Below are 24,469 nucleotides of genomic sequence, written 5' to 3'. Positions count from 1 at the left end.
GCAGCAAAAGCGTTGAGAGCGTTGCTCAACCCAAAAAAAGCCGTCAGTCTATTCTGCCAGAGCTGAAAAAAATATCCCGTGATGCCCATTCTGTGTCGCGCAAAGACATCAGCCCTAATGCACTCAAGGTGTTATACCGCTTAAAAGATGCGGGCTATGAAGCTTATCTGGTCGGTGGTTGTATCCGCGATATTTTACTTGGCTTAAAACCTAAAGATTTTGACGTGGTGACCAATGCTCACCCGGAACAAGTGCGTCAAGTGTTCAAAAACAGCCGCCTGATTGGCCGCCGTTTCCGTTTAGCTCATGTGGTGTTTGGCCGGGAAGTGATTGAAGTCGCGACCTTCCGTGGTCACCATACAGGTGATGATGAAACCAGCCCTAAAGCCAGCCAAAGTGATGCGGGCCAGATTTTACGTGACAACGTCTACGGTACTATTGAAGAAGACGCTGAACGCCGCGACTTTAGCATCAACGCCTTGTACTACTCAGTGGCCGACTTTGCGATTTACGACTTTGCCAACGGCATTGAAGCCATAGCAGCACGTAAAATTGAGCTGATTGGCGATCCTGAAACCCGTTACCGTGAAGATCCGGTGCGGATGCTGCGTGCTGTGCGTTTTGCTACCAAGCTGAATATGGACATAGCGCCAGAAAGCAAAGAGCCGATTAAAGAACTGGCAGTGCTTTTGAAAAACATTCCGGCTGCACGTTTATTTGAAGAATTCCTCAAGTTGTTTATGGCCGGTAAAGCCTTTGATAACTTTGTGATGCTGAACGATTTGGGCATTCTTAAACAGCTATTGCCACAACTGGCCAAAGTATTAAAGCAGGATAGTAGCGGCAAAGTATTTAACATGATCACCAAAGCCATGCAGGATACGGATCAGCGGGTTGCCATTGATAAACCTGTGACTCCGGCTTTTACCTTTGCTGCTTTGTTATGGTATCCGGTCGAACAACGTGCGGAAAAGCTGCTGGTTGAAAGTGGTTTAAACGAAGTGGACGCGCTGAACATTGCGATGATGGAAGTGTTAGACGAAGTGCAACGTTCTATCGCTATTCCAAAACGTTTTAGCCTGACCATTAAAGACATCTGGTTCCTGCAAAGCCGTTTAAGCAAACGCGCAGGTCGTCGCGCCTTTAAATTAATGGAGCAGGTGAAATTCCGTGGGGCTTACGATTTCCTGCAATTGCGTGCTCAGGCCGAAGGCGGCGAATTACTGGAGCTGGCCAACTGGTGGCAACGTTTCCAATCCGATGACGAAGCTGGCCGTGAAATTTTAGTACAAAACCTGGGTAAAGAAGGCATTGAACGCCGCCCACGCCGTCGTCGCCCGCCAACCAAACGTCGTCCTTCAGGCCCAGCCAATGGCTAATACGCTTGTATATATTGGGCTGGGCGCTAATTTGGCCCAGCCAGTGCAGCAATTAGAACGTGCTGTTGTGGCCTTGCAGAGTATCAAAGACACTGAACTTGTAAAGGTGTCTGGTTTCTACGGCTCCAAACCTATGGGGCCGCAAGATCAGCCGGATTACGTCAACGCCGTCGCAGCTCTTACGACCCGTTTATCTGCAGAGAATTTGCTGACAGAACTACAACAGATCGAACTGGAACAAGGCCGGCAGCGTAAAGATGAACGCTGGGGTCCCCGAACTCTGGATTTGGATATTCTGTTGTTTGGTGATGAAGTCATTCAGACGGAACCTTTGACTGTGCCGCATTACGGCATGAAAGTGCGGGAGTTTGTGCTTTACCCACTGGCAGAACTAAACTTAAACCTTGTATTACCTGATGGCACTAAGCTGAGTGAGTTACTGACGACTGTGCCTTTAAACGGCCTGAGTCGTCTCTGATCACTTGCCGTTGGCGTTTTTTTATGCCAAGGTGCGCCCCGAATTATTCCCTTGTGGTCGGATGAGAGAAAAATGGCAAAAATTACCACTGCTCAACTGCTGAAGATGAAACAAAAAGGCGAAAAAATTACCGCCTTAACGGCATACGATGCCAGTTTCGCTAAATTATTTGCCGATGCCGGTGTTGAAGTCATTCTGATTGGTGACTCTTTAGGTATGGTATTGCAGGGCCACAGCGACACACTGCCTGTGACCACCGCCGAAATTGCGTACCACACCCGCTGTGTCCGCGCTGGTGCACCGCTAGCTTTTGTCATTGCCGATATGCCTTTTATGAGTTACGCCACAGTGGAACAGGCGATGCAAAACGCTACGCCGTTGATGCAGGCTGGCGCCAATATGGTCAAGCTCGAAGGCGGTGATTTCTTATTACCTACCATTAAAGCTTTGACCGAACGTGGTATTCCGGTTTGTGGTCATTTAGGTTTAACCCCTCAGTCTGTGCATGTCTTTGGTGGCTTTAAAGTGCAAGGCCGCGATGAGCAGGCTGCTGATTTAATGGTGCAACAAGCCATTGCCCTGCAAGATGCCGGCGCTCAACTGTTAGTTGTGGAATGTATTCCATCGGCTTTGGCTGAACGTATTTCCAAAGCTCTGGTCATTCCGGTGATTGGTATAGGTGCAGGCAAAGAAACCGATGGTCAGATTTTAGTGATGCATGACTTATTGGGCATCAGTTCTGGTTATATTCCAAAATTCTCCAAGAACTTCCTGCAAGAAACCGGTGAAATTAAACAAGCCATCGGCAAATACATTCAGGATGTGAAACAAGGCCAGTTCCCTGGTCCAGAACATAGCTTTTAAGGTTCAATCCCTATGTTAATGATTCAGGATATTGCTCAGCTACGTGCGTTAATACGCCAATGGCACAGTGCTGGTGAGCGTGTTGCATTCGTGCCGACCATGGGCAATTTGCATCAGGGCCATTTGCAGTTAGTCGACACCGCCAAACAAAGAGCAGACCGGGTTATTGTCAGCATTTTTGTTAATCCGATGCAGTTTGGTGCCAATGAAGACTTAGACAAATACCCACGCACTTTAGAGCAGGACTGCAAAGGACTGACTGAACATGGCGCTGATGCGGTATTCACTCCAACACCACAACTGATTTACCCTCGTGGCCTGGATGTACAAACTTTTGTCGAAGTGCCGCTGTTAGGTGATTACCACTGCGGCGCCAGCCGTGCCGGGCATTTTCGTGGTGTGTCGACCATAGTCACTAAACTGTTTAATCTGGTGCAGCCTGATATCGCCTGCTTTGGTCAGAAAGACTATCAACAACTGGCTATTATCCGCCAGATGGTGACTGACTTGTCCATGCCTATTGAAATCATAGGGGTGCCAACAATCCGAGCTGAAGATGGTTTGGCGTTAAGTTCACGCAATGGTTATTTAACAGCGGAACAACGTATCACAGCACCGGCTTTGTATCGCACTTTACAGTGGATGAAACAGCAGTTACATCAAGGCGTCAGCGATTTACGAGCTTTAGAGCAGCAAGCCAAAGATCAGCTTAATGCGGCAGGTTTTAAAGCAGATTACGTCAATATATCCAATCGCCAAACCTTAGTGCCAGCGTCTGACTCCACAGCAGCTTTAGTAATACTGGCCGCTGCTTATCTCGGCACTACCCGCCTGATTGATAATATCGAAGTTTAAGTCCTGCCAGGCTCATGGCTATCATAACGGGGCAACTCTGCATCCAGATTGTCCCAGCTGGCTTTTGACGACACAAAGTTATGGCTGATGGGACGCTCGGTTATTTCTGAATCCAGTATGCCCAAACGAATGCGGATCCGACCTGGATCTGCAGCGCTTGAGCTGTACACAGGACTGCCGCAGTTGGAGCAAAAATGCCGCAACCTGCCTTGTTTTAACGAAAAGGCTTTGAGTAGTTCTTCGCCCTGAATCACACTGAATTCTGCACCGGATACGAAGCCGTTGGTGGCATAAGCCGTGCCGCTGGATTTACGGCACAAGGAACAGTGGCAATGAATAATGTCGGTAATGCCGCCACTAATTTCAATTTTTACTTCACCACAAAGGCACTGGCCTGAATACATAATAAATCCACTCGTTCAACGACAGCCGCTTACAGGCTGTCTTTTCTTGGCATCAACAGCCACAAAATCAGATAAACAAATAAGCCGGGAAAAGCTGCGGACAACACTGACAACAACACATACACCAGACGCACACCACCGCTGGACCAGCCAAAATAGTCGGCTATACCACCACAGACTCCTGCGATCATTTTATCATTTGATAAAGCTAAGGTTTTATCCGACATAGCACTTTCCTCTTTAATCAATCTAGACTCTAAAGTAACGCTGCAGCAGGCACGAAGCAATGCCTGAAGATGTAAGAATCTGTGTTTAGATCCGTAGTATCAGGCTCAGCGTATTTAGAAGTGAAATCTTTACTCAGGCGGCTGGACTGCACTATGGTAACAGACAGCAAACAGAGTGATCATTCTGATAAAGCATAAAGCAGGCCCGATACAGGGTCAGTTGAAAATAATAAAGGAAAGGATGTATGAAAATAACAAAACAGATTTTCGGTTCTACCCTCTTGACTCTAACTGGCCTTTTATCCGCAGGACTCTTCTCTACCGACCTTGGCGCGGCCACTATGCCAGCTTTAAAAGGCAATGAAACACTCTGGCTGCTTGATAATACACATCAACTCGTCAAAGTGAAGGTGGCAGCTCCGGATAAAATCGTCGAACAGAAGCCGCTTTCAGGTCTGGCAACAGGCGAGACTTTAGTTGGCATAGATTACCGCGTCGCTTACGGTGTTTTATTTGCATTATCGGACAAAGGCCAGTTGTACAGCATAGATACCGGCACAGGAAAAGTGACGACCACAGGCCCTGTGTTACCTGCAGATACGTTAAAAAAAGGCCAGTTTGGCTTTGATTTTAACCCTGTCGCCGACAGGATCCGGGTGGTGAACGAGCATGGCCAAAACTTAAGGCTGCACCCGGAGACCGCAGCTTTGGCTTCTGTTGACCCACAGCTGAAATACGCAGACAAGGACGCTAACTTCGGCAAAAAACCCACTGTAGTGGCTGCAGCTTATACCTACAACCAGCAAGACAGCACACTAACGACCAACTACGCCATAGACAAAACCAATGGCACACTGGTAACACAAGGCAGTAAAGAAGGCGCCACTCCTGCGGTATCACCTAATACAGGACAGCTGTTTACCGTAGGCAGCCTTGGACTGCAATCGCTGCAACAGATAGCTTTTGATATTTCTGACTTAAGTAACCTGAGTTTTATTGCGGTCACCACAACAGCAGAGCCAGCCAGTACTTTGTATCAACTGGATTTACAGACAGGACAAAATAAAAAGCTCGGGACTTTAGCAAAGGGCCAGAGCCTGCTTGGTATGGCCATTGAGCCCTGATTGGTAAGTTATTGCAGCTCACCCTAGGCCCCATAAATAAAGCCCAATCACATCGCCGTGATTGGGCTTTTTAACTAAAGTGAAGCTGTTTCAGTCTTTATAAAATAGACTCAGGCGGCGCTGTCTTTCGCCAGTTGCAGCAATTTAGGTAAAAACTCTTTATCCAAAGCGGCCACTTGCTGCTGTTCTTCCAGCACATCAAATAAAATTTGATCTGTGGTCAGCGGGTTTGCCAATACCACACGGAACACCACTGTGTCCTGACGCTGATAACGTTCAGGTTTAATGCGGGTACGTGAGACAAAAGAACGGCCTTCTTCCCTTTGTGTTTTCTGAATAAAGCGGGTTAAACCGTTAAGCAGCTCATTAAATTTATGCAGTTTGTCAGGCGAAGCTTTCGTCATAGCACGCTGAACTTCAGCAGGTACATAACGATAGGTCAATAAACACAGCTCAGGTTCAGTGATCAGCTCAAACTCCGCGTGATCCTTAATTAAACCGGCAAAATAACGGGCTTTATCCAGACTGCGATTGATCAGAATTTCATAACCCTGACGGCCAATCACCTGCAAACAAGCATGCACCAGCATGGCCATACCAGGGCGTGAACCTTCCAGTGTCTGGCTACCTAAATCTTTTGAGCCTTTACGTAATATGTACTCTGCGTGATGCTCTATCGCATGTGCCGAAGATGGGTGTTTAAACACCACCATACCAGCGCCCATAGGCACATACATTTGCTTATGCGCATCAATAGTGACTGAATCAGCCCTTTCTATGCCACTCAGCAAATGACGGTACTTATCAGAGAGTAAGGTTGCACCACCCCAGGCGGCATCGACATGGAAATGGCAGCCCAGTTCAGCAGCTAAATCAGCCAAATCATTCAGTGGGTCGACATTACCTGTTTCTGTAGTGCCAGCCACACCCACTATCGCCATCACTTTGATATTTTTGTCATTCAGTTCACGACTAACGCGGCGCATTTCATCGCTTTGCACTTTGTTATTGGCATCGGTTTTCACCGGTACTAAAAACTCACGGCCAATACCTAAAATATCGGCAGCTTTGCCCAACGAATAATGGCCCCGCTCTGACACTAAAATAGCTAAACCTTCGTAGCCATAATATTTCATAGCGCGGAACAGGCCTTCTTTGGCTACGCCTTTAAAGTCACCATCGGCTTTTAATAAACGGTTACGGGCAATCCAGAGCGCGGTGATATTGGCAATGGTGCCACCAGAACAAAAAGCACCTAAGGAATGGTTGGCGCTGTGCATCCATTTTTTATAAAAGCTGTCGCCTTCGCCATACACCAGATGATGCATCATGCCGATGACCTGACGCTCTAACGGAGTAAAAGCTTTGGAGGTTTCGATTTTCACCAGATTCTGATTTAAACCCACCATCATTTTTGATAGCGGTAAGACAAAATACGGCAAAGCCGAGGTCATATGACCAATAAAACTTGGCGCTGCTGTATGCACTGAATGCGCCACCAGCTTTTCCATCATCTGTTCGGCATAGTCCGAGACAAATTTTGGTTCAGAAGGAATTTGGTGAGCCTGGAAATCGCGTTCAATTTGCCACAGTGGTTTTTCCACAGCGACAATACTTTCGCGTAAAAACCCAGCCAGGTTTTGCGAAATATTCTGTTCGATGATACTTAAAGTCGAGTCCGGAGCCTCTGGCACAGTAAATATCCGCCACAAGGCTTCTTCAGAAGCTGTAGCCTGACGTTTGTTTAATTCTGTCATTCGTATCCTGTCTCACCGTCGTCGCTATTTCGGCTTCTTATTTTGTGTTTTCAGGCCGTAAAATCAGTAAGTCAAAAAGGAGGTCACTGTACTAAATGCACCTTTAAATGTCTTTAAAAAATTTCATCTGTTGATCATCTTGCTGCAAAGATGCTGTAAAAAACCGGATAAACTGGCTGTTTTTGCCGAATGTCCCCACCTGATTGCAACAAATCGCTGTGATGACAGGTCTTTGAATCAGAGTAAAGTATTAGCTGCCAGCCTGATTTAAATCAGCTAAGCTATTAACGTATTGTTTTCAGGTTCCTTTTTACGAGTCATTGCATGCTACGGATCCGTTCAGCACATTTTATTATGATAAGCCTAGTGGTGTATTTGCTCGCCATAGCTGCCTATGTGTATTACCAGTATCAGCAAACCTATCAGACCAAACTAGCGCAGGTTGATCTGCAGTTAACCAATGCGGTGAAAGCTGTGCCTTATTTGCTAGGTGAAAATTACCATAACAATATCAGTGGCCCTCAACATATTTCCCGCGCTGAGTATCTGGAGCTGGCTAAAAAGCTCAGCCTTTATGCCAAAGATTTAAAATTGCAGTATGTTTACAGCATGATCCAGGTGGATGGCAAAGTGCACTTCACCTCGTCCAGCTACACGGAAGATGACTTGTTACGTGGCCAGTTAAGTTACTTTTACGATTATTACCCTGAAGCAACCGAAGCCAATAAAGCAGCTTTTGCATCTATAGCCCCGGTATTTGAAGAGTCTGTCGACCAGTTTGGCCATTTTCGTTCTGTACTGGTGCCTTATCAAAGCGCTGATGGCACAGTGTATTTAGCTGGTGCCGACATAGCCATTACAGACCTGGATCAGTGGCTGATGGCCAGCATGCAGCAATCTATTCTAAGTGGCTCGGTATTTTTTGGTTTAGCTTTATTGCTGGCGTTAAGTTACGCCATGGTGCTGCGCCATAATCTGACCACTGACCGCAGTTCAGGCCGGCGTAACGCCTTAGCTTTGGAAGCTCATCTTCGTCATGAAACAGGCGGCCTCAGCCAGTTGGCTATTTTGCAAGTCAACAATCTTGAGGAAATCAGTCACTTGTACGGCTCAGTGATCGCTGAACAAGCCATCAACCAATTTATTAGTCAATTGCAACTGCATTTAGGCCGTCCTTTCCGCTTATATCGCCTGTCTTTTGAGAAACTCGCCATTCGCCGTGTGGCCAGCGTTTCTGATAACGAATTACATGACAAGCTCAAAAGTTTTGATTTCACCCAGCCTGTGCTGAATGACCCCTATTTACTCTTTACTGTAACTTTAGGTGTAGCCTTGTCGCCTGCTGCTGTAGTGCTGGAAAATGCTATGCTGGCTGTGAATACAGCACGTTTGCAGCAACAATCTTTAGTGGTGTACTCAGACAACTTACTGGCGCTGAAACAGCATCTGCATACCAATATTAAAATGGCCAAAGAAGTGCGTGAAGCCATAGGTCATGAACAAATAGTGCCTTACTTCCAACCCGTGGTCCAAATCAGCACTGGCGAGATTTTTCAGTACGAATGTCTGGCCCGTATTTTACGTAGTGACGGTAGCATACTGACGCCGGATCAGTTTTTAAGCATCATCAACCGCAGTCATCTGGATACAGAGCTGACAAAAATGATGTTTATAAAAAGCGCCAGTCAGTTTGCAGCTTCTGAAGTCAGTTGGTCTATTAACGTCAATTGCCGTGACTTACTGGATGATGATTTACAGCAGTTTTTCCTCGACTACCTGCAGCATTATCCGAAACCTGAACGGGTGTATTTTGAACTGGCAGAAGCCGGCGTATTACCTCAGTTTGAACGTTGTCGTGACGCCATAGCCGCTTTGCAAAAAGCCGGAGCCAAAGTACTGCTGGATGATTTTGGTGTGGCCAGTGGTGTCGGGATGGCCGACTTGCTGCAGTTACGGGTGGATGGTTTAAAAATTCACGGCAGTTTAATTGAGCTGATAAGCTCAGATCCTGACGCTCAACTCTTTATTGAACATATCAGTTCTTTTGCTAAACAAACTCAGTTACTGATCATCGCCGAAATGGTCGAAAGCAAACAGTCATTAGACACACTGGAACGTTGTGGTATCAGTTACGCTCAGGGTTACTACTTCGGTCCGGCTGCTCCTGTGCCTTTAAGATACTATGAAAGAGGCGCTGTATAAGCGCCTCTTCTCTTGTATTCTTTCACATCATTTTACTTAGCTTCTAAGGCCAGTACCTTTATTAATCAGGTACATAGCAAAGCTAAAAAACACCAGAATAAAGCCAATAATCACACTGAACGCAAACACCAGATTGACATCACTGACGCCTAAGAAGCCGTAGCGGAAGGCGTTGACCATATAAACAATAGGATTGATTTGCGACACGTATTGCCAGAATTGTGGCAATAAACTCAGTGAATAAAATACCCCACCTAAATAGGTTAAAGGCGTCAGCACAAAAGTTGGAATAATGCTGATGTCATCAAAAGTTTTGGCGTAAATGGCGTTAATTAAACCGGCCAGCGAAAACAAAGTGGCAGTTAATACCACGGTCGACATCAGAATAAACAAGTGATGCACTTTGATATCGACAAAAAACAGCGATAACAAAGACACTATTAAACCCACCAGAATACCGCGCGCTACGCCACCACCAACATAACCCAGCACTATGATGTAGTTCGGTACAGGAGCGACCAGCAGCTCTTCGACATTACGTTGAAACTTGGCGCTGAAAAAAGACGAAGCCACGTTGGAGTACGAGTTAGTGATCACCGACATCATAATCAGGCCAGGCACAATAAACTCCATATAACTGAAGCCGCCCATATCACCAATACGCGAGCCCACCAAAGCGCCAAAAATGACAAAATACAAAGTCATGGTAATGGCAGGTGGCACCAGGGTTTGCACCCAAATGCGCATAAATCTGTTGGTTTCTTTATATAAAATGCTCTGCAGCGCTATTAAATTACGTGAACTCATGCTTTGGCTCCGCGTCCGTTTTCGACCAGACTGACAAACAATTCTTCCAGACGGTTGGCTTTGTTACGCATTGAAAGCACCTGAATGCCCTGCGCTGTTAAAGCGCTGAATACGCCATTTAAGCCCTGAGCTTTAACGACATCGACTTCCAGGCTATGGCTGTCACTCTGACGGAATGTATAACCATCAAGAGTGATCACTGCATCAGTAGGTGCTATATCGAGTAAAAAGGTTTCTTTGTTGAGCTTACTCAGCAGGTTTTTCATGCTGGTGTTTTCGACAATCTGGCCTTTGTCGATGATGGCGATGTTGCGGCACAAAGACTCTGCTTCTTCCAGATAGTGGGTGGTCAAAATAATAGTCACACCCTGCTGGTTAATTTCTTTGAGGAACTCCCACATAGAGCGGCGCAGTTCAATATCAACGCCCGCTGTAGGTTCATCTAAAATCAGTAACTTAGGTTCATGCATTAAAGCACGGGCTATCATCAGACGGCGTTTCATACCACCAGACAGCTCACGCGAGCGGGCATGACGTTTTTCCCACAAACCAAGCTGACCTAAGTATTTCTCAGCACGAACTATGGCAACAGAACGAGGCACACCATAATAACCAGCCTGATTCAGTACAATTTGCAGCACAGTTTCAAACTGGTTGAAGTTAAACTCCTGTGGCACTAAACCTAATTGGCTTTTGGCATCTTCAAGGTGAGTGTCCAGATCATAATCAAAAACTTTGACCGTGCCGCTGCTTTTATTGACCAGTGAACTGATAATGCCAATACTGGTACTTTTGCCTGCACCGTTCGGGCCCAATAAGGCAAAAAAATCGCCTTGCTGCACTTCCAGATCAATACCGGTTAAAGCGACAGTGCCGCTTTTATACACCTTGTGTAACTGTTTAATTTCTAACGCTAAGGTCACTGTGGATCTCCATAGCCCCAACGGCTGACTAACTGTTGCTTTAAACCTAAATGGTCAAGAATTCGCGCCACCATAAAGTCGATTAAGTCATCGACAGATTGAGGCTGATGATAAAAACCAGGCGCAGCCGGCATCACCACAGCACCAGCTTTAGATAAAGCCAGCAAGTTTTCCAGATGAATGGTACTCAATGGAGTTTCGCGTGGCACTATAATGAGCTGACCGCGCTCTTTAAGCACCACATCAGCAGCACGTTCAATCAGATTGTCACTCATACCATGGGCAATAGCGGCTGCGGTGCCGGTAGAACAAGGGCAAATCACCATCTGTTTAGGCGCAGCTGAACCCGAAGCGCAAGGCGAAAACCAATCGTCTTTGCCATATACGGCTAACAGCTCTTTATTAGCACCGGTTTTTTCCAGAATAAAATCACGGCAAGCTTCAGGACCACCCGGCAGTTTTAAATCATATTCAGTGGCAAACACAACGCGGGCTGCACTGGATATCAGCAGATGCACTTTGACCTGCTGCGCCAGCAAGTTTTCCAGCAAACGCCAGCCATAACCAGCGCCTGAAGCGCCGGTAAAAGCTAAGGTGACTTCTTGGGTCATGGAGTTCTCTTTTAACAATGAAGAGTGGTGTTTTAGTCTGCAGATTTAATGCGCAGACAACGCGTCCAGCAGTTTCTGGTGAATACCACCAAAACCGCCGTTGCTCATTATCACTATATGATCCCCTGAAGACGCTTTTTCAACCAAAGCCGCCACTATTAATTCCACAGACTGGAATACTGCAGCCCTGCCAGGCATCTGTTCTGCTACGGCAGCCAGAGACCAGCCTGAATTTGCAGGTTCAAACAGCAGTACTTCATTGGCATCATGCAAAGAATCAGCGATAGCCGACTTATGTACGCCCATCCGCATAGTATTGGATCTCGGCTCCAGCACTGCCCAGATTTTTGCATCCCCTACACGAGCTCTTAAACCCGCTAAAGTGGTTTCAATAGCTGTTGGGTGATGGGCAAAATCATCATACACAGCAATGCCTTTGACCGTGCCTTTGAGTTCCATCCGGCGTTTTGGCGCTACAAACTGGGTCAATGCTTCTATAGAGACAGCCACAGGCACACCGACATGACGGGCAGCAGCTATCGCCATCACAGCGTTTTCGACATTATGGTTGCCACATAAATCCCAGTGCAAGGTACCTTGTGAAACGCTTTGATAAAACAGCTCAAACACACTGCCATCCGGCTGTTTTAATTCCACAGTCCAGTCTTTGCCATAACGCTGCTGCTCACTCCAGCAGCCCATAGCTAAGGTTTGATCCACAGCTTCAACATGGGCCGGACTTAACACCAGACCCGTGGCTGGCACCATACGCAGCAAATGATGGAACTGGCGCTGAATAGCGGCTAAATCCGGAAAAATATCGGCGTGATCGTATTCCAGATTATTAATCACCAAAGTGCGGGGTCTGTAGTGCACAAACTTAGAGCGCTTATCAAAAAAGGCTGTGTCGTATTCGTCAGCTTCAATAACAAAAAACGGCGAGTCACCTAAACGGGCTGAAGTATCAAAATTCTGCGGAATACCACCTATTAAAAAGCCAGGCTTTAAACCTGCATACTCCAGCACCCAGGCCAGCATGCTGCTGGTTGTGGTTTTACCATGAGTACCAGACACAGCCAGCACCCAACGCTGATGCAGTACCTGTTCAGCCAGCCACTGTGGGCCCGAGCTGTAAGGAATATTCTGGTCCAGCGTATACTCCACAGCCGGATTACCACGTGACATGGCATTACCAATAATCACCAGATCAGGGGCCGGTTGCAGCTGCTTGGGATCATAACCTTGAGTCAGCTCAATGCCCAATTGTTCCAGCTGAGTGCTCATAGGCGGGTATACATTGGCGTCAGAGCCCGTCACTTTATGTCCAAGACTTTTTGCAATAGCGGCTATACCGCCCATAAAAGTGCCACAAATGCCTAAAATATGAATATGCATACTCGATCCTTAGCCTGTCCATCATGGATTTTGCCGCCATTCTAGCAAAGGACTCTGAAGAACAGCTGAAATAAAACAACCAGAAACCTGCAATTTAGCCTGAACTTGATTAAAATGGCAGCTGCTGTGGTCGACAGCCCTCAATCAAAATTAATACTGCGACCTAAGCTTCCTCTACCTACACAAAAAAAGGATGGTTTTATGCGTCGATTGGCTCCGGCCCTGCGTCTAGATGGTGCAGATGCAGACCTGATAGATCTGATTAAAAGTATCGTAGCAGCCTGCAAAGAAATTTCGTTTCGGGTTGGCCAGGGTGAACTCTCAGATGTATTGGGCTCCACTCTGAATGAAAACGTTCAGGGCGAAACCCAGAAGAAACTCGATGTCATCTCAAACGAGCTGCTCAAAGATCTCATTCTTGAAACTGGCTCTGTCATGGCAATCTCTTCTGAAGAAGAAGAAAGTACTGTGGCAGGCAATCCTCAAGGCAAATATCTGGTCACCTTTGACCCGCTGGATGGTTCATCCAACACTGATATCAACAGTTTAATTGGCACCATCTTTTCTATTCTGCCGGCCCCCAAAGGCGCAGACCCTGCCGATCCGTCTATTTTCCTGCAGCCAGGCACAGCACAGATAGCTGCCGGTTATATATTGTATGGCCCTTCAACCCTGATGGCCTTGACCACAGGCAAAGGCACAAAAATGTATACGCTGGATAAAACCTATGGTGGTTTTCTGCTGACCACAGAACAGGTCACTATTCCGAGCGTAACTGCTGAATTTGCTATTAATATGTCGAACCAGCGCTATTGGCAGCCTGCTATGCAGAATTACATTGCGGACCTGCTAAAAGGCAAAGAAGGCCCACGTGGTAAAAACTTTAATATGCGTTGGATTGCCGCTATGGTCGGTGACGTACATAGAATTTTATGCCGGGGTGGTATTTTTGCCTATCCACGGGATCTGAAAGATCCAACAAAACCGGACAAACTTCGACTCATGTACGAAGCCAACCCAATGAGTTTTCTGGTAGAACAAGCAGGTGGTGCCAGTACAACAGGCTCTGAACGTATTATGGACATTCAGCCTGTGGATATTCACCAGCGAGTGGCAGTGATTTTAGGATCAAAACACGAAGTAGAAAGCTGCCTGCAGTATCATCAGGCGTAGGCTTGGTAAAAGCTGCAGCTTCAAGTACACCGGCTATTAGCCTAAGTAATTGGAGTTGCAGCGCGACGACAAGAGATTGAGACCCCAGGAGCATAGTTGTCCTATGTGACTGGGGCGAAAGCTCGCAGGCAACAAAGCTGCAGCTTCAGGTACGACGGCTATAGCCATATTTACGTCCGCTGCTATAATGCAGCACCAAATTTCAGAACAGAGGAAGCGTTATGAGCTTAAGTCAGGTTGCCGCAGGTAAAAATCTGCCAGATGAAATTAATGTCATCATTGAAATTCCGGCTAATGCCGATCCAATTAAATACGAAGTGGACAAAGACACAGGTACAGTCTGGGTTGACCGTTTTATGTCAACGCCAATGTTTTACCCGTGCAACTATGGCTTCGTAAACCACACTCTGTCGTTAGACGGTGACCCGGTTGACGTATTAGTGCCAACACCATACCCGCTGGTACCAGGTGCTGTGATTAAATGCCGTCCTGTCGCTGTATTAAAAATGGCAGACGAAGCGGGTGAAGACGCCAAAGTTTTAGCTGTGCCAATCAGCAAACTGACTAAAATTTATGACAACATCCAGGATCTGAACGACGTGCCAGAACTGCTGAAAAATCAAATCCAGCATTTCTTTGAACGTTATAAAGAGTTAGAGCCAGGTAAATGGGTAAAAGTGATTGGCTGGGGCGACAAAGCTGAAGCCAAAGCTGAAATCGTCAGCTCATTTGAACGCGCTCAGCAGAAGTAATATCTGCAACTGAAAACGGCACCAAGGTGCCGTTTTTTTATTCACTACGCCCCCGAAATTCAGCACTTTTTTCGGTAATAATCACTCTTCCAATAGCTTTGCTCACAAGCAGCACTTTTTTATCAAAAAAACGCAAAATCTGATAAAAACTTCTGTAAATATCTGTTATTTTCAGCAGCAGATTTGGCGTGGTTTAACAGGCCATTTTTAATTATTACAATAATAAATTCCACTTCAGCGTCGTCAGTGAAGTGATTCAGGGGTAAGGTTATGGCTTTATTTGATTTCGGGTCTGCGCGGACCAAGATGATGCTGTCAAGCGTCATCACACTGGTAACTATGTTGTTATTGGTGACTGTATTAGCAGCACAACATTGGTTTTGGTCAGCGCTCATCATCGCAGTAGTGCTGGTATTAAACTGGGTATTTGCTCAATCTGCTGTAAAGGGCTATCAAAACTACATTGCTGAACAAAAAATATTAATTCAACGTTCAGTGCAGGAAAAAAACTTAGGTCTGCAGTTAAGCGCAGCTACATCAACTGAGCTGACTCAGGCTCGCGAGCAATTTAACCAATGGCTCAGTCAGTTAAAACAGCAACAACAAGACTCGTCCAATCAGACAGAACAGTTGAAACAGCTGGTCACATCCATACGCCAAATGGCCTCAGAAGAACAAAAGCATCTGGGACAGCAGCAACAGATTGTGGGCCAAACCCTGAATATGGTTGAGTCTATGAACCAAAGTGTGCTGGACGAAGTACAAAGTGCAAATTTAGCAGCAGAAGCTGCCAACCACTCCAATCAAATTGCTAAACAAGGTCAGCAAACAGTATCCAGTACAGTGCAGAATATCGAGCAACTGGCGCTGAATTTACAGCAAGCTTCTGCCACCATTGCTCAGCTGGAACAAGACAGTAATCAGGTAGGTGCTGTACTTGAAGTGATTAAAGGTATAGCTGAACAAACCAACTTATTGGCACTCAACGCAGCCATAGAAGCAGCCCGGGCTGGCGAACAAGGCCGCGGTTTTGCTGTAGTTGCGGATGAAGTACGCACTCTGGCATCACGCACACAAAAATCAACTGAACAAATTCAGCGCACCATTGAGCAGTTGCAAAGTGCTGCCCGTGAAGCAGTGCAAAAAATGAAGTTAAGCAGCGAACAAGCGGATTTAAGTGTGCAGTCTGCCAATCAGGCGGGCCTGTCTTTGCAGGAAATTACCGGCAGCATAGCGCAAATTTGCGCTATGAATCAGGAAATAGCCTCTGCGACAGATGAGCAGCAGCATTTAACTAAAGCTATGGTGACTTATATGCGCGATATCACCACACACACCACACAAAGCCAACAAAATAGCAAAGATTTACAACAGCTGGGTGAACAGCTGGCTTCGATTGCCAGTCGCTAAAACTTTCGATGATAAAAAAGCCGACGTTAAAGTCGGCTTTTTTATAGGTGAATTACGCTTAACTTTTAGACAAAAATTTCACTAAATCCGCAGCTGTCATCGGCTTGGCGTACATAAAACCTTGTACTTCCTGACATCCCATAGCACGCACCGCATCTTCCTGCGCCTGAGTTTCTATACCTTCGGCTATAGTGGCCAACCCAAGTTTCTGCCCCAGATTAACAATAGTTTCGGCAATTAAAGTGCCATTAGGCAGGGCGAACCCCTGAATAAAAGCACGATCAATTTTTATGCGGTCCAGCGGTAACTGTTGTAAATAACTTAAGGATGAAAAGCCTATACCAAAGTCATCAATCGCGACTTTAATACCAAAGGTTTTCAATTTATTTAAAGCAGCAATGACGATTTTCGGGTCGTCCATCACCACAGATTCGGTGATTTCCAATTCGACCAGTGCAGGGTCAACCTGGTAACGTTCGACACAATCAATCACAGACTGCACAAAACGATGATTACGGAATTGCGGCATAGACACATTGACAGCTATACGCAAATGAGCAAAACCCTGTGCTTTTAAACTTTGTAATTGTTTACAGGCCTGCTGTAACACCCAGTCGCCGATTTCAATGATCAGGCCTGAGTACTCTGCCAGCGGAATAAACACAGCCGGAGAAATAAAACTGCCGTCCGGTTGAGGCCAGCGCAACAGCGCCTCCATCCCCAGCACATGGCCGCTTTTTAAACAAATTTGCGGCTGATACCAGAGTTGCAGTTTGTCTTTCTGGAAATCCGATCTCAGGCTTCGGAGCATCACCAGCCGGTCGACCATCTGCTCTTCCATCTGCGCACTGTAGTACTCAAAGTTTTGCGACAGATGTTTTTTTGCTCTGTTCAGCGCAATATACACATGCTTCAGAATAGTCAGACCATGCATAGCACTGTCACGTAAGCGGCAGAATCCGAAGCTGGCGTTCACTTGCAACGAGTGTTCAGAGCACTGGAACGGCATTTCAAAAATGCCTGATAAGGATTCAGGGGTCAGCGCTTGCTCTGGCCCAATTAAACCAAACACATCAGCACCAATACGACCAATTTGTGCAATCTCGCCAAACTGAGCCACCAGCCTGTGTGTAATCGCTATTAATAGCTCGTTGCCTGTCTCCTGGCCTAAACCATCATTTACATCAGAGAAATGATCAATATCAATCAGTACAGCTACATTACGGGCAGGATCAAGACGTCGGGTTTCCTGCAATAAAGAGGTAAACTCGTTGCGGTTTGGCGTTTTGGTTAAAGGATCAATATAAGCGGCGTGTTTAAGCTGCTGAAACAAAGTGACGTTTTCATAGCCAATAGATATATTACTTAAAAACACTTCGATCAGTTGACGATCAAAATCTTCCACCGGCCTGTTGGTTTCAATATAAACAGCAGCTGCATGTTCAGTATTGCCCAGATACAACACCGTATCTTTTTCGGTAAAGATGTGACGCCGCTCAGCCAGGCAAGTGGTGATTTGCTGAATAATTCTATTGTTATTCAACCGCTCCAGTTTGCATTTAATATAAGGAGCATAATGCCCTGCGGCACCCAATACATAGATATTGTCGCTACTACTGCCATCATCTTCAATCTGTGCACAAAGCACACCTTCGGCATGTAAACCAATCAAAGAAGAGATCTGAGTCACCACCCCTTCAGAGAATTCATGTAAGGAATGCTGTTCCAGTAAATTAGCACCGGCATTAATGATTTTCTGCAAGCCAATGCGGTTCTGGTTAATAGTACGGATTTGCTGATAGCTTCGAATGGACGAAATAATAGCGGTAACCAGCTTATTGCGGGTCAGCTCAGTTTTCGTTTTATAGTCGTTGATGTCGTATTCTTTGATCACACTCTCTTCCGGAGCATAACCAGGCTGGCCAGTGCGCAATACTATCCGCACTTCATCCATTTTTAATTCATCACGGATTTGCTGTACAACTTTCAGACCAGCATCGTCAGATTCCATCACGACATCAAGCAGAATGACGGCAATATAAGGATTCTGAGCCAGAAATTTCAGCGCTTCTTTGCCGGAAAATGCATGGTGAAATACCAATTTACGGTCAAGTACCAACAAATCGGATAAAGCTAACTTTGTAACTGTATGAATTTCTTCATCATCATCAACAATCAACAGGTGCCATTCGCCACTGGATTGCGTTTCTGCTTCCAAATTTGTTTCGTCTTCTGCGAGGAACAGAAAATCATCATCTGCTGCTTTTGACACCATGCTCCGACCTTTTTTACATCAGCTGTGGGGGTTCTTTTTGAAAGCATATCAAGGTTCTATTGCATATATATAAGCATATACCCTGAATTTTGTTTGGCAATCAGGGCCCTGCCCCACCGCTATCCTTTGTATACTTTTAATCCAGTCTGTCTACACTATACCCTCAGGCAAAAAAAGCAATCCATTTTATTAAAATCATTGAGAATCATAAAGTTAACACTTTCACAAACTTCTTTTAGAGTCGAACCTTATTTTTTGCGCTATTGTGAAAATTCAGCACTAAAATCTGTCGCCATCAGGGGTGTATTGATGCAGAAAGTCTCTGCAGGCCGGGGTCATCAACGTTTACTGCAACTGGCCCGTAACCAGCTTGGCCATGAATTTACGGCAAAAACCAGCACAAGTGACGCAGAATCAGTGAATTCGGTCCAAAGCAGTGACTTTAACCAACGCCATCAACGCCTGGCACAACGCTCGGGCGCACCAGTTGCTATTGATTCAGACTTTAAAGGCCCTAGCCTGCATCAACGCGCTGAACGCCGTGAACGTATGCATAAAGAGCGGCAGCAATCGAATTTAGAAAAAATAATGGCGTTAGCTTTAGACTACTGCCCTGATTACGTTGCTGATATAGATGTGGATCCCGACTGGTTTCAGCAATACTGTGATTTAGTATTAAATATTTCGAACCAGACCATGCAGCAACTCTGGGCTAAAATACTGGCTGGAGAAATTGGTCAGCCAGGCAGCTTCTCACTAAAAACCTTATTTTTATTACAACGCATGAGTTTTAAAGAAGCTTTAGCCTTGCAAAAAGCGGCCAGCCTAACCTGCAGGGTCCGACTACAGGACAGTGGCCATATCTATTTTGGTTATGTGCGTAAACCTTCAATCTGGCAAATCCTGACAGGCCGTAGCAGAGCTGTGTTGAATCTGAGCCAGTTTGGCCTGACTTTTCCGCAAATCTTAAGCCTGATTGATTTAAACCTGTTACATCAAATTGAAATAGAAAGTGGTGAATTGATCCCGGATCAACCTTTGCAGTTGCAGTACCATCAGCACCAGTTGACCTGCAAAGCCAAACATTCAGGTGTGGTGCTGCAATACTATAAATTTACCGCTGTTGGTGTTGAGTTATTGCCACTGCTGAACAGCCAGGCCAACCCGGCTTATCTGCAGGCTGTGAAACAACTCTTTAGCCCGGTATTAGATTTTGAGGGCTGAGCTGTTGGCAACGGCGAATCAAGTCCGCCACTTTATGTGCATCTAACGGCTTAATCACCACATCATTCATGCCCGCCTGATGAAACTGACTAATTTCATCCGGTAAAGCATGGGCAGTAAAAGCCATAATCACAGTCTCCTGATGTTGTGGTAACTGTCTGATCATATGGGTTGCTAAAACACCCGACATGTCCGGCAGTTGAATATCCATCAGGATTAACTGATACCTGCTGCTTTTGGCCAGCCGTATTGCTTCCGTCCCTGTAGCAGCAGTATCGACTTCAAATTGCTGTTGGCTCAGCATAGCTTTTACAAAAGCCAGATTGGTTTTATTGTCGTCTACCACCAGCAATCGCATACTGTTGCTTTGTAACCTTTCACCAAGATGCTGTCGGATCCGGGCTGACAACATAGGATTAGCCAATACAGGGCAACGAAGCAGAGAGGACCAATAAGTCAGATGAACCTGATCACAAAATGCCACCATCTGACTGCGGGCAGTCAACTGATGTAATTCTGTCCACAGCTCCGGAGTGTCGTCAGGAGCGGGCAGCTGCACCAGCACTAAGTCCACTAAACGATGTTGCAACTCTGCCTGAAGCTGCTCGATCTGCTGCAAGTAAATCACTTGCTCTGCGACTGAATAGACACTTTGTTTCAGTATCGCAGCGCGTATACTCGTTGTTATCCAGATAAATAGCGGTCTGAAACATAGGCAGCTCTTTGGTCAAAACTGCTGTTAATGGCAATTCCAGACGTACAGAACAACCCAAATCCTCTAAAGCGGAAACGGATAATCGGGCGCCCAGACGAGATAACAATCGGGCACACAATTGGGGCAACACAGCTGAACCTGGAAGATCTGTGTTAACCAGTACTTGCTGTATCGCAAAACTCGGACCTGCATGGTCAAACTGCAAGAGCAACTTGTTATCAGAAAAAGTGTGCAGGTGGATGTGCAAACTCAGCTCGTGTTGTTGCAGGTCCTGCAGGATCAGACAAATGATTTGTTTGAGCAACTCTGCCGTATGCTGGGTGCAAAACTCTAACTCAGATAAACTCAGTGCCGGGTCTTCGACCAACACAAAAGGTACTTCTGCTACTTTAAAATCGTGCTGCCAGGCTACCACTTGCTGAGCTAACCAGTCCGGGAACCAGACCGTCTGAGGTTGTAATTCCGTTTTATCTAACAAGTCCTGCGTCAACAACCAACGCAGTAACGTCGCTTGTTGTTTTAACTGCCCGGCCTGCTCTAACACACAAAGTTGCTGCCACTGTTGCAACTTGCACTGACTGGTTTTTAGTTCGTCGTTTAAGACAGCTAACTTTTGCTGATAGCTGATGGCTAATTGCTCGCGTTGTGCATCGTGGTTCTGCCCCTGCAGTTGTTCGGCCTGACTTTGCTGCTGCAGTTGCTGTTGAATCTGTTGCTGCTGAGCGTAAAGCGAGCGGAATAACAACGTCATTTCAGCGCTATCAAACTCATTGAGCTTTTTACTGTCTGAATTCGACGGGGCTAAAGTACGGACTTGTCTTAAAAAGCCTTGCCAGCGTTGGTGTTGAGTTTTGAAAATTCGTCGCTGCCATAACAAAGCTAAAGCAACAATAATCAGTAATGCACAACCCCACAGAATGCTTTGCCACCACCAAAGCTGAGATAAACGTAGTGGAGAAATTTGAATGGCCACATAACCTAAAGTGCTGCCTTCTGCTGCAACTTTGTTGGTATCGAAATAACTCATACTGGCTGGCGTGACCATCACTGCAGACCACAACAGAGTAGAACCGTCCTGCAACGCTTTTTGCCCTGTTAAATCTCGTGTCGGGCTAAAGTTAAACAGTTCGCGGGGAAATTGAGTGGCGGCAAATAAATTACCATCGGCCTGATACACCAAAATAGCTTTGATAGGTAAAGTGCTGGAAAAGCTGGTGGCAAGCAGATGACCTTTCACCTGCTCTACTTTATTCTGAGCTAAAAAGGGTTCAACCATCAAAGACAAACTCATCAGCAATTGCTGTTCAGCCTGGACTCTGACCAAAGTTTCATGCCGTAATTGCAGATTTGCTGACGCATAAAGACAAGATGCGATCAGCACCATAGAACTCAACACCAAACCCAGTTTAGCTTTTAACGTCATGTCAATTGAACCCTGATATCCCTGACTTGCACTATAAGCTGGCCCTCAAAGCAGAACAACAAGATTCTGCTTTGAGGGCGGGATTGGCCGCGGTTTTAGAAATGCAGTTCAGCAGAAATAAAAGCACCGTCGAAGGTTAAATCTGCGTCTACGTTATCAATGTCGTCCAGTTCCAGTTTGGTCTTCTTGACACCGGCTTTTAAAGCCAGATCAATAGCCAATGAATCGATCAATTCATAAGCTATACCAAACTGCATATCAGACAAAGAACTGCCGTCGTAGCTAACATAATTCACTTCAGCAAAAACTTTGGTGCCTGTGCCTAATAAACCAAAACTACCGTACAGGTAACCCATAGGAATGACAGCAGACAAATCCTGGGTTGCACTTTGACCTTGAGTCGCAACAGTAATATCGCCATCTATGTATTTGGCTGTGACACCTAAATCCAGGCTGACTAAATCATTGTCCAGAATTTCATAATAAAAAGTGGCGTCAATGTTAGATAAATCCACATCCTGAGCAACATCAGTGCCTACAGCAAAAATTTGATCATCAAACACAAAGGTCCGGTTTAAAGTGGTATTACCCTTGGAGCTTAAGCTGTTACGTTGCAACTTGATATTCGGTAACAAAGGTACCGGATGTTCAACTTTGATATAAAAGCTGCTTAAATTCTTGTCGTCAAAATCAAAGTCCTGCTGGTTACCAGTCTGGCCAAAACCACCTTTGGCGTCGGCAAAATGCAGATCAGCACCAAGGTATACACCACCAATGGTATCCGCCATTGCTGCCGGAACAGCCAGCACCGCGACAGCTACCATACTTAATACAGACTTTTTCATGCTTTATCCTTGCGCTAATAATTCAGTTAAATCCAACAGAGCCGCATTGGCCCTGGAGATATAATTCGCCATCACCAGACTGTGGTTTGCCATAAAGCCAAAACCCCGGCCATTCAGAATCATTGGACTCCAAACCGGCTGTTGTGTCGCTTCCAGTTCACGGACAATCTGGCGTAAGCTAATCATCGCGTTTTTGTTGGTTAACACGTCGGCGAAATCCAATTCTATCGCTTTTAATAGATGTAACAAAGCCCAGCAAGCACCACGTGCCTCATAAAACTCATCATCTATACTCCACCAACTGGTTTTAATTCTGTTGGATTCAGCAGTCACAGTCGATTGTCTGGCATTTTTATCACCAGCCAAATCTGTGTTTAATCTGTCCTGGCCAACACTGACACTCAAACGCTGGCTGTAGCTGCCAAGGCGTTTTTCCACGTTTTTTAACCAATCACGCAGGTTATCCGCTCTGGTATAAAACTGACTGTCAGTTTTAGCGGGGTCTAATAACGCAGTACGATACAAAGACAATTGTTTAATGGCCTGCTGATATTCAGCTTCTGCTGCTGGTACTGCCCAGCTGCGATGATCAATATTGAGCATAGGCTGCGCCAGTTTTAAGTATTGATTTTCAATAGACTGCGACTGAGAGCGGCTTAAATCCTTGCGAAGTGCCAAAGCTAAATCACGCGACATTTCCAAAGCGCCCAGCTCCCAGGCCGGCATATTGTCCAGCATAGAAAAAGGTGGCATCACATCGTTACTGATAAAACCGGCATTTTTAGTCAGCAGAGTTTCGAGTACCCGAATAAGCGCACTTGTGGTGGTGTATCCCACAGTTTGCTGATGTTCCGGGCTAAGTTCGGCCGATAAATCTTTTACATCAAACAGCTCGGGTTCACTGCTGGCCCACCAGGCTGTGCCGTAACCTAAAATAAAAACGAACAGCACGGTTAAACTGACGATCCTGAATCTGTTCATTTTGTCACTCCTAGTGAGTTGGAATTGCGCTAACCGAAGCCTGAACTTCGATGGATTGGCCGTCTTTAAAGGTTAAACGCAACGGGATTTTCTGGCCTGTAGTGATGCTGGTTTTGGCATCAAACATCATCAGATGCAAACCACCAGGCTGAAAATGCACCTGCTCACCGGCTGCCACCACCACAGACTGCACCTGCTCCATCTTCATCATGCCATCTTTATGGCTGTGTTGATGCAGTTCAATGGAGCCAAACTGAGGGCTACTGGCGCTGATCAGCTCTGCTGCTACGTTATTTTGATTACTGATACTAAAATAACCTGCGGTCATACTGCGGCCCGGTAACATCTCCCGAACTGTAGCATCTGTCACCAGAACTTCGGCCAGAGTCACAGTGCTACTCAGACTCAATAATGCAGCAACTATCCACGTCTTCATTCAGCTTCTCCTTTTAAGATCAGACCTTTATCTTACACGACTATTTTACACAACAGGGGATGGGCCAACAAACTTCGAAGATGAAAAGCATTGACTTCTTTGGTAACAGCTTTTTCAGTATGAAGCTTAACAAACTGGTGACAAAAACAGCAGCTGTACAATTATCTATAAGCCCTACCCCCGATTTTATTGGGTTTTGCTTTTCAGAA

At 45.9% G+C, this 24,469-nt stretch carries 23 protein-coding genes; 10 read left to right on the top strand and 13 right to left on the bottom strand.

Going from position 1 to position 24,469, the window contains the following annotated elements:
- Positions 1-92 precede the first annotated feature (92 nt).
- From pcnB to panC, 4 genes are all read left to right on the top strand, one after another.
- A complete protein-coding gene (pcnB, locus tag OM978_RS03875) occupies positions 93-1,379 on the top strand; it encodes a polynucleotide adenylyltransferase PcnB (protein ID WP_413690897.1) in 1,287 nt (428 codons plus the stop codon).
- A complete protein-coding gene (gene folK, locus OM978_RS03870; RefSeq protein WP_264345609.1) occupies positions 1,372-1,857 on the top strand; it encodes a 2-amino-4-hydroxy-6-hydroxymethyldihydropteridine diphosphokinase in 486 nt (161 codons plus the stop codon). Before pcnB ends, folK begins: the two co-directional genes overlap by 8 nt.
- Positions 1,858-1,929: 72 nt before the next feature.
- On the top strand, positions 1,930-2,721 hold the full coding sequence (panB, locus tag OM978_RS03865; RefSeq protein WP_264345608.1) for a 3-methyl-2-oxobutanoate hydroxymethyltransferase: 792 nt from the start codon (positions 1,930-1,932) through the stop codon (positions 2,719-2,721).
- Positions 2,722-2,733: 12 nt separating this feature from the next.
- Positions 2,734-3,576, top strand: a complete 843-nt coding sequence (gene panC, locus OM978_RS03860) for a pantoate--beta-alanine ligase (protein ID WP_264345607.1) — start codon at positions 2,734-2,736, stop codon at positions 3,574-3,576.
- Here panC and OM978_RS03855 read toward each other — a convergent pair.
- Complete coding sequence (locus OM978_RS03855) at positions 3,573-3,980, bottom strand: GFA family protein (RefSeq protein WP_264345606.1); 408 nt, start codon at positions 3,978-3,980, stop codon at positions 3,573-3,575. The two genes, panC and OM978_RS03855, sit on opposite strands and share 4 nt — an antisense overlap.
- Before the next feature lie 29 nt (positions 3,981-4,009).
- Positions 4,010-4,207 (bottom strand): PspC domain-containing protein, encoded by a 198-nt coding sequence (locus tag OM978_RS03850; RefSeq protein WP_264345605.1) that lies wholly within the window; start codon positions 4,205-4,207, stop codon positions 4,010-4,012.
- A 245-nt stretch (positions 4,208-4,452) separates the two neighbouring features.
- Here OM978_RS03850 and OM978_RS03845 point away from each other — a divergent pair, with 245 nt between their 5' ends.
- Positions 4,453-5,331 (top strand): DUF4394 domain-containing protein, encoded by an 879-nt coding sequence (locus OM978_RS03845; RefSeq protein ID WP_264345604.1) that lies wholly within the window; start codon positions 4,453-4,455, stop codon positions 5,329-5,331.
- Between the two features lie 110 nt (positions 5,332-5,441).
- On the opposite strand, the gene panP is transcribed toward OM978_RS03845, so the two are convergent.
- On the bottom strand, positions 5,442-7,088 hold the full coding sequence (panP, locus tag OM978_RS03840; RefSeq protein ID WP_264345603.1) for a pyridoxal-dependent aspartate 1-decarboxylase PanP: 1,647 nt from the start codon (positions 7,086-7,088) through the stop codon (positions 5,442-5,444).
- 354 nt (positions 7,089-7,442) lie between these two features.
- Between panP and OM978_RS03835 the strand changes: the two genes are divergently transcribed.
- Positions 7,443-9,290 carry an EAL domain-containing protein gene (locus tag OM978_RS03835; protein WP_264345602.1) on the top strand — a complete coding sequence of 616 codons (1,848 nt, stop codon included), beginning with the start codon at positions 7,443-7,445 and terminating at the stop codon, positions 9,288-9,290.
- 36 nt (positions 9,291-9,326) lie between these two features.
- On the opposite strand, the gene OM978_RS03830 is transcribed toward OM978_RS03835, so the two are convergent.
- The 4 genes from OM978_RS03830 to mpl are packed head-to-tail and all read right to left on the bottom strand — an operon-like array spanning position 9,327 to position 13,026.
- Entirely contained in the window at positions 9,327-10,097 is a 771-nt protein-coding gene (locus OM978_RS03830) for an ABC transporter permease (protein WP_233007758.1), read from the bottom strand.
- A complete protein-coding gene (locus tag OM978_RS03825) occupies positions 10,094-11,020 on the bottom strand; it encodes an ABC transporter ATP-binding protein (protein ID WP_264345601.1) in 927 nt (308 codons plus the stop codon). The genes OM978_RS03830 and OM978_RS03825 overlap by 4 nt, the downstream gene beginning before the upstream one ends.
- The gene (locus OM978_RS03820) at positions 11,017-11,631 is read right to left on the bottom strand and encodes a flavin prenyltransferase UbiX (RefSeq protein ID WP_264345600.1); all 615 of its coding nucleotides are present in this window, start codon (positions 11,629-11,631) and stop codon (positions 11,017-11,019) included. Before OM978_RS03820 ends, OM978_RS03825 begins: the two co-directional genes overlap by 4 nt.
- Positions 11,632-11,676: 45 nt before the next feature.
- Positions 11,677-13,026, bottom strand: a complete 1,350-nt coding sequence (gene mpl / locus OM978_RS03815; RefSeq protein ID WP_264345599.1) for a UDP-N-acetylmuramate:L-alanyl-gamma-D-glutamyl-meso-diaminopimelate ligase — start codon at positions 13,024-13,026, stop codon at positions 11,677-11,679.
- A gap of 201 nt (positions 13,027-13,227) precedes the next feature.
- Here mpl and OM978_RS03810 point away from each other — a divergent pair, with 201 nt between their 5' ends.
- The 3 genes from OM978_RS03810 (at position 13,228) to OM978_RS03800 (ending at position 16,361) form a co-directional block, all read left to right on the top strand.
- Positions 13,228-14,199 (top strand): class 1 fructose-bisphosphatase, encoded by a 972-nt coding sequence (locus OM978_RS03810; protein ID WP_264345598.1) that lies wholly within the window; start codon positions 13,228-13,230, stop codon positions 14,197-14,199.
- Between the two features lie 221 nt (positions 14,200-14,420).
- Positions 14,421-14,951 carry an inorganic diphosphatase gene (gene ppa / locus OM978_RS03805; protein WP_264345597.1) on the top strand — a complete coding sequence of 177 codons (531 nt, stop codon included), beginning with the start codon at positions 14,421-14,423 and terminating at the stop codon, positions 14,949-14,951.
- A 306-nt stretch (positions 14,952-15,257) separates the two neighbouring features.
- Positions 15,258-16,361, top strand: coding sequence for a methyl-accepting chemotaxis protein (locus OM978_RS03800; RefSeq protein WP_264345596.1), 1,104 nt, complete (start codon positions 15,258-15,260; stop codon positions 16,359-16,361).
- A 58-nt stretch (positions 16,362-16,419) separates the two neighbouring features.
- Here OM978_RS03800 and OM978_RS03795 read toward each other — a convergent pair whose 3' ends face one another.
- Entirely contained in the window at positions 16,420-18,636 is a 2,217-nt protein-coding gene (locus tag OM978_RS03795; protein WP_264345595.1) for an EAL domain-containing protein, read from the bottom strand.
- A 309-nt stretch (positions 18,637-18,945) separates the two neighbouring features.
- Between OM978_RS03795 and OM978_RS03790 the strand changes: the two genes are divergently transcribed.
- Positions 18,946-19,860 (top strand): TIGR03899 family protein, encoded by a 915-nt coding sequence (locus OM978_RS03790; RefSeq protein ID WP_264345594.1) that lies wholly within the window; start codon positions 18,946-18,948, stop codon positions 19,858-19,860.
- On the opposite strand, the gene OM978_RS03785 is transcribed toward OM978_RS03790, so the two are convergent.
- From OM978_RS03785 to OM978_RS03765, 5 genes are all read right to left on the bottom strand, one after another.
- Positions 19,832-20,479: a response regulator gene (locus tag OM978_RS03785; RefSeq protein ID WP_264345593.1), complete on the bottom strand. Its 648-nt coding sequence runs from the start codon at positions 20,477-20,479 to the stop codon at positions 19,832-19,834. The two genes, OM978_RS03790 and OM978_RS03785, sit on opposite strands and share 29 nt — an antisense overlap.
- Positions 20,400-21,998: a hypothetical protein gene (locus OM978_RS03780; protein ID WP_264345592.1), complete on the bottom strand. Its 1,599-nt coding sequence runs from the start codon at positions 21,996-21,998 to the stop codon at positions 20,400-20,402. The genes OM978_RS03785 and OM978_RS03780 overlap by 80 nt, the downstream gene beginning before the upstream one ends.
- A gap of 95 nt (positions 21,999-22,093) precedes the next feature.
- Entirely contained in the window at positions 22,094-22,843 is a 750-nt protein-coding gene (locus OM978_RS03775) for a TIGR04219 family outer membrane beta-barrel protein (protein ID WP_264345591.1), read from the bottom strand.
- A gap of 3 nt (positions 22,844-22,846) precedes the next feature.
- A complete protein-coding gene (locus OM978_RS03770) occupies positions 22,847-23,824 on the bottom strand; it encodes a DUF2333 family protein (RefSeq protein WP_264345590.1) in 978 nt (325 codons plus the stop codon).
- Positions 23,825-23,834: 10 nt separating this feature from the next.
- Complete coding sequence (locus OM978_RS03765) at positions 23,835-24,260, bottom strand: copper chaperone PCu(A)C (protein ID WP_264345589.1); 426 nt, start codon at positions 24,258-24,260, stop codon at positions 23,835-23,837.
- Between the last annotated feature and the right edge of the window lie 209 nt (positions 24,261-24,469).

The organism is Rheinheimera sp. MM224 (assembly GCF_947090785.1).
In the GTDB taxonomy this organism is placed as follows: Bacteria; Pseudomonadota; Gammaproteobacteria; order Enterobacterales; family Alteromonadaceae; genus Pararheinheimera.
The sequence above is the reverse complement of the archived record's forward strand: the minus strand, read 5'-3'. Positions and strand labels throughout refer to the sequence as shown.

Coding starts and splice junctions, on each gene's coding strand:
- panP (WP_264345603.1), bottom strand. CDS start 7,088: ATGACAGAATTAAACAAACGTCAGGCTACAGCTTCTGAAGAAGCCTTG.
- panB (WP_264345608.1), top strand. CDS start 1,930: ATGGCAAAAATTACCACTGCTCAACTGCTGAAGATGAAACAAAAAGGC.
- mpl (WP_264345599.1), bottom strand. CDS start 13,026: ATGCATATTCATATTTTAGGCATTTGTGGCACTTTTATGGGCGGTATA.
- OM978_RS03770 (WP_264345590.1), bottom strand. CDS start 23,824: ATGAACAGATTCAGGATCGTCAGTTTAACCGTGCTGTTCGTTTTTATT.
- OM978_RS03790 (WP_264345594.1), top strand. CDS start 18,946: ATGCAGAAAGTCTCTGCAGGCCGGGGTCATCAACGTTTACTGCAACTG.
- OM978_RS03855 (WP_264345606.1), bottom strand. CDS start 3,980: ATGTATTCAGGCCAGTGCCTTTGTGGTGAAGTAAAAATTGAAATTAGT.
- OM978_RS03845 (WP_264345604.1), top strand. CDS start 4,453: ATGAAAATAACAAAACAGATTTTCGGTTCTACCCTCTTGACTCTAACT.
- OM978_RS03835 (WP_264345602.1), top strand. CDS start 7,443: ATGATAAGCCTAGTGGTGTATTTGCTCGCCATAGCTGCCTATGTGTAT.
- OM978_RS03810 (WP_264345598.1), top strand. CDS start 13,228: ATGCGTCGATTGGCTCCGGCCCTGCGTCTAGATGGTGCAGATGCAGAC.
- OM978_RS03780 (WP_264345592.1), bottom strand. CDS start 21,998: ATGACGTTAAAAGCTAAACTGGGTTTGGTGTTGAGTTCTATGGTGCTG.
- ppa (WP_264345597.1), top strand. CDS start 14,421: ATGAGCTTAAGTCAGGTTGCCGCAGGTAAAAATCTGCCAGATGAAATT.
- OM978_RS03775 (WP_264345591.1), bottom strand. CDS start 22,843: ATGAAAAAGTCTGTATTAAGTATGGTAGCTGTCGCGGTGCTGGCTGTT.
- OM978_RS03830 (WP_233007758.1), bottom strand. CDS start 10,097: ATGAGTTCACGTAATTTAATAGCGCTGCAGAGCATTTTATATAAAGAA.
- panC (WP_264345607.1), top strand. CDS start 2,734: ATGTTAATGATTCAGGATATTGCTCAGCTACGTGCGTTAATACGCCAA.
- OM978_RS03800 (WP_264345596.1), top strand. CDS start 15,258: ATGATGCTGTCAAGCGTCATCACACTGGTAACTATGTTGTTATTGGTG.
- OM978_RS03850 (WP_264345605.1), bottom strand. CDS start 4,207: ATGTCGGATAAAACCTTAGCTTTATCAAATGATAAAATGATCGCAGGA.
- OM978_RS03795 (WP_264345595.1), bottom strand. CDS start 18,636: ATGGTGTCAAAAGCAGCAGATGATGATTTTCTGTTCCTCGCAGAAGAC.
- folK (WP_264345609.1), top strand. CDS start 1,372: ATGGCTAATACGCTTGTATATATTGGGCTGGGCGCTAATTTGGCCCAG.
- OM978_RS03820 (WP_264345600.1), bottom strand. CDS start 11,631: ATGACCCAAGAAGTCACCTTAGCTTTTACCGGCGCTTCAGGCGCTGGT.
- OM978_RS03765 (WP_264345589.1), bottom strand. CDS start 24,260: ATGAAGACGTGGATAGTTGCTGCATTATTGAGTCTGAGTAGCACTGTG.